Origin of the sequence: Waterburya agarophytonicola KI4, assembly GCF_020640915.1 — a bacterium.
Classification (GTDB): domain Bacteria; phylum Cyanobacteriota; class Cyanobacteriia; order Cyanobacteriales; family Xenococcaceae; genus Waterburya; species Waterburya agarophytonicola.
On the sequence record NZ_JADWDC010000021.1, the window covers coordinates 64213 to 67779 of the forward strand.

Here is a 3567-nt window from a genome sequence, read left to right on the forward strand (position 1 = left end):
ATGGGATTTGCCGAGGAAAGCGAACCCTCTCAAGAGTTTAGTCTAGAATCTCCTGGTGCTACCGATGATGAGGAATTTTCTGATTTAATTAGAGAGATCGCTATGGTAGAAAAACTGGTTGATAATGGATCTTTATCAACTCAAGAATTACAAAGCATGGAAGAATCTTCTGTTTCTTTCTCAGAAGATTTTGCTGAAGTCTCAAATAATGAAAATCGATCGGAATTTGAGGAGAATATCTTCGAGTTGAATTCTGATGAAGCATTAGAATCTGTTGAGAAAAAAATTGATAGTTTGAATCAAATTTCTGACGAATCATTAGAAGAATTAAATGATTTGTTGAGTTCCGTACAAAAAGATGGGTTAGAAGAAGAAAGTGATGAATTAAATGAAATATATCAAGAAAACCAAATTAATAACTAGTTCTAGTTTAATTTGATTAAATCGATCAAAATACAAAAAAAGATTTAGAGTTATTCTAGGTCTTTTTTTTGCGATCACTTTGGCATTTTTTTCAATTACTCTCAATTTTTGACTTCACTTTTAAGGTGTTGTAATTCCCAGCTTAAGAATTGATAAACTAATTAAACGGAATAAATCTCCATAGCAACAATTCAGCACAATAAATATAGAAATGGGAAGCGAACAAATTACTTTACTCTCTAGTCGAGAAATCGAGAAAATGCGACGAGCAGGGGCTTTAGCCGCAGAATTGCTCGATTTTTTGACCCCAATGGTAAAACCTGGAGTAAGTACCCTAGAAATTAACGATGCAGCCGAAAAATGGACTCAAGAAAAAGGAGCAATTAGCGCACCTTTAGGATATGGTCCTAAAGATAATCCTTTTACTGGTTCTCTTTGTACTAGCGTCAATGAGGTGATTTGTCATGGCATTCCCAACGCTAAACAAATATTAAAAGATGGCGATATTATTAACATTGATGTCACTCCGATTGTAGATGGCTATCATGGTGATACTTCTAAAACTTTTTTTGTGGGAACTCCTTCGGCAAAAGCCAAAAAATTAGTAGAAGTCACGGAAGAATGTTTGCGCAGAGGTATTGCAGAAGTCAAACCAGGTGCAAGAATTAATGATATTGGTGCAGCAATTCAAGAATACGCCGAACAACAGGGTTTTTCTGTAGTTAGAGATTTTGTCGGTCATGGAGTCAGTCATATTTTTCATACTGCACCTCAAATTCCCCACTATTACGATCCCAGACAAAAAAAGAAAATGAAACCAGGAATGGTTTTTACGATTGAACCGATGATCAATGAAGGAACTTGGGAAGCGGTGATGTTAGATGATGGTTGGACAGCAATTACCAAGGATGGCAAACTTTCTGCTCAATTTGAACATACTGTCGCAGTTACTCCAGATGGGGTAGATATTTTGACTTTGCCTAAATAGGCTAATCTTTGCCAAATATTTTGAATTTTGGTGACGACTTATACAGTTTGACCGTTGCTTCTCAAAATACGAGAAGCAATTTTATTAGGGATGTTATTGGATTTTAAAAAGAAGAAATTTATAGTAAAGTTTGAATCGATTCAAACTATCCGATCGCAGTTCTTAATTGAGATAGACAAGAGAGAGATTTGCTTTTTTTCGGATTATTATTGCAGCTATCTACCACAACTTTTTTGATATCTATCAATGGCATTTCTTGCCAGCAAGATCTACAAAACCAATAATCTCTATGATGGCTTATATGATGAATTAATTTTCCAGAACAACAGGGACAGAAAGCATAAGTATTCATGATAACGTTCAACCTTAGTATATTATATTGACAAACTTGAAATGCTTTATTGTCAGTAATAGAAGCATTTATAAAAAACTAGTGTTAAAACTTAGCTAATTTAGCTGTTTAAAACTAATTAACAATCCCTAATCTTTTCGGTAACTAATAGAGTTCTTGAACTAGCTATTAAATATAAATTTATCTTTTAAAAAGTACTTGTTAATCGGTCAATAGTAATACTTTAATTTGTCGTGCGATTATATTCCTGAGTCAAACTTTACACGTACTTTATATTTTTATTATAGAACTTGAAAATCTATAATGTATAAAGTATTGTTAATAATTAGCTTTATGATTTGATTAAAAGATTACATACTCTTTTAATCGAATCAGAGCAAACAATACTTACTGAAGTGTTTGCAGTTTTTTAGATACGTATTGATATAGTGCTTGGTTATTTTGCTGTTGGAATAGTTTTGCAGCTTGTTGTAAATTTTCAACTGCTTGAGGTTTTTTACCTAAAGTCTGATATACCAAGCCTAAATTACCATAGGCTTCTGCATAATCGCTTTTTAAGTCAATTGCAGCTTGATGATCAACGATCGCCTGTTGATATTTTTGAACTTTGTTGTGGGCGATCGCTCGATTATAATAAGCTTCTGCATAATTTGGGTTGAGTTTAATTGCTTGGGAAAAATCAGCGATCGCCTCTTCATATTGCAGATCGGCTAAATAAGTCGTACCCCTGTTGTAATATGTAGGTGCATGACGAGCATTGCATTTAATTACTTGAGTGTAATCGGCGATCGCTTTAGAGTAGATTTTAGTTTTATGATAAACGTTAGCCCGATTGTAATAGGCTTCTAAATCTTGGGGATTAATCTCGATCGCCCGTTCGTAGTCGTCTAAGGCAGAAGCATACTGTTTAATTTTATTATAGGTATTGGCTCGATTGTAGTAAGCTTCTCCATCTTGAGGATTAAGACGAATCACTTGAGTATAGTCGGAAATTGCTTCTATATATAGCTCCAATTTGTTGCGAAGGATACCGCGATTATAATAAGCTTCTGCATAATCGGGTTGAATTGCAATTGCCCTGTCGTAATCGGCGATCGCCTGGAGATCTTGCTCTAATCTATCGTAGATAGTACCGCGATTGTAATAAGCTTTGGCATAATTAGGATAAAGGTCAATGGCAGCAGTATAGTCAGAAATTGCCTCGTGGTAGCTTCCTAGTTTCCCGCGAGCATAACCGCGAAACATATAAGCCAAAGTAGCATTGGGTTCGCGCTGTAAAATAGCATCTAAGTCGTTGATTCCAGCATTATAATTTTCTTGGCTGAAATAAAGTTCGCTCCTGCGATAATAAGCCTCGATATTATCAGGATCTTGTTCGATAATCTGATTCAATTCTACAAACATATTCTGATAATTTGGCGATCGCCGATTTTTGAGCTATCAATGGTATTTGAATAGCGTTTAACTATCCACATTTATTTTACAAATTATCTTTTCGCCAGTCTACTTGGATAGAGAATTGATTTCTTTGCCAAATATTATTAGTAACTAAATAAAAAATAAATCAAAGGTGCGATCGCGATCGCTGGTAAAAATGAACCAACGCGAATTTTAACTAGTTCTAATAAATTGCAGCCAATTGCCATAATCATCAAGCCACCAACCCCCGTAATTATTAATAAATAAGGACTATTTTCGGCATCGGGTACGCTAGTGCCTACTAACACAGAGGTAACCATTCACTTCCCCCCTAAAAATTGACACGGAAAACAACCTCACTCAAAATCAAAAAAGAGTGAGTGAA

At 34.9% G+C, this 3567-nt stretch carries 4 protein-coding genes; 2 read left to right on the forward strand and 2 right to left on the reverse strand.

All coding sequences use genetic code 11. The features are described 5' to 3' along the window. A partial coding sequence (locus tag I4641_RS10510; RefSeq protein ID WP_229640472.1) for a hypothetical protein occupies nt 1-423 on the forward strand: 423 nt, incomplete at its 5' end. A 211-nt stretch (nt 424-634) separates the two neighbouring features. Further along, on the forward strand, nt 635-1411 hold the full coding sequence (map, locus tag I4641_RS10515; RefSeq protein WP_229640473.1) for a type I methionyl aminopeptidase: 777 nt from the start codon (nt 635-637) through the stop codon (nt 1409-1411). 739 nt (nt 1412-2150) lie between these two features. Here map and I4641_RS10520 read toward each other — a convergent pair. Together I4641_RS10520 and I4641_RS10525 are read right to left on the reverse strand one after the other, a co-directional pair. Further along, nucleotides 2151-3167 carry a tetratricopeptide repeat protein gene (locus I4641_RS10520; RefSeq protein ID WP_229640474.1) on the reverse strand — a complete coding sequence of 339 codons (1017 nt, stop codon included), beginning with the start codon at nt 3165-3167 and terminating at the stop codon, nt 2151-2153. A 137-nt stretch (nt 3168-3304) separates the two neighbouring features. After that, entirely contained in the window at nt 3305-3502 is a 198-nt protein-coding gene (locus tag I4641_RS10525; protein ID WP_229640475.1) for a DUF554 family protein, read from the reverse strand. Nucleotides 3503-3567: the final 65 nt, after the last annotated feature.

What these genes read in the sequence shown, in the direction of transcription:
- map (WP_229640473.1), top strand. Translation starts at nt 635, where the DNA reads ATGGGAAGCGAACAAATTACTTTACTCTCTAGTCGAGAAATCGAGAAA.
- I4641_RS10520 (WP_229640474.1), bottom strand. Translation starts at nt 3,167, where the DNA reads ATGTTTGTAGAATTGAATCAGATTATCGAACAAGATCCTGATAATATC.
- I4641_RS10525 (WP_229640475.1), bottom strand. Translation starts at nt 3,502, where the DNA reads ATGGTTACCTCTGTGTTAGTAGGCACTAGCGTACCCGATGCCGAAAAT.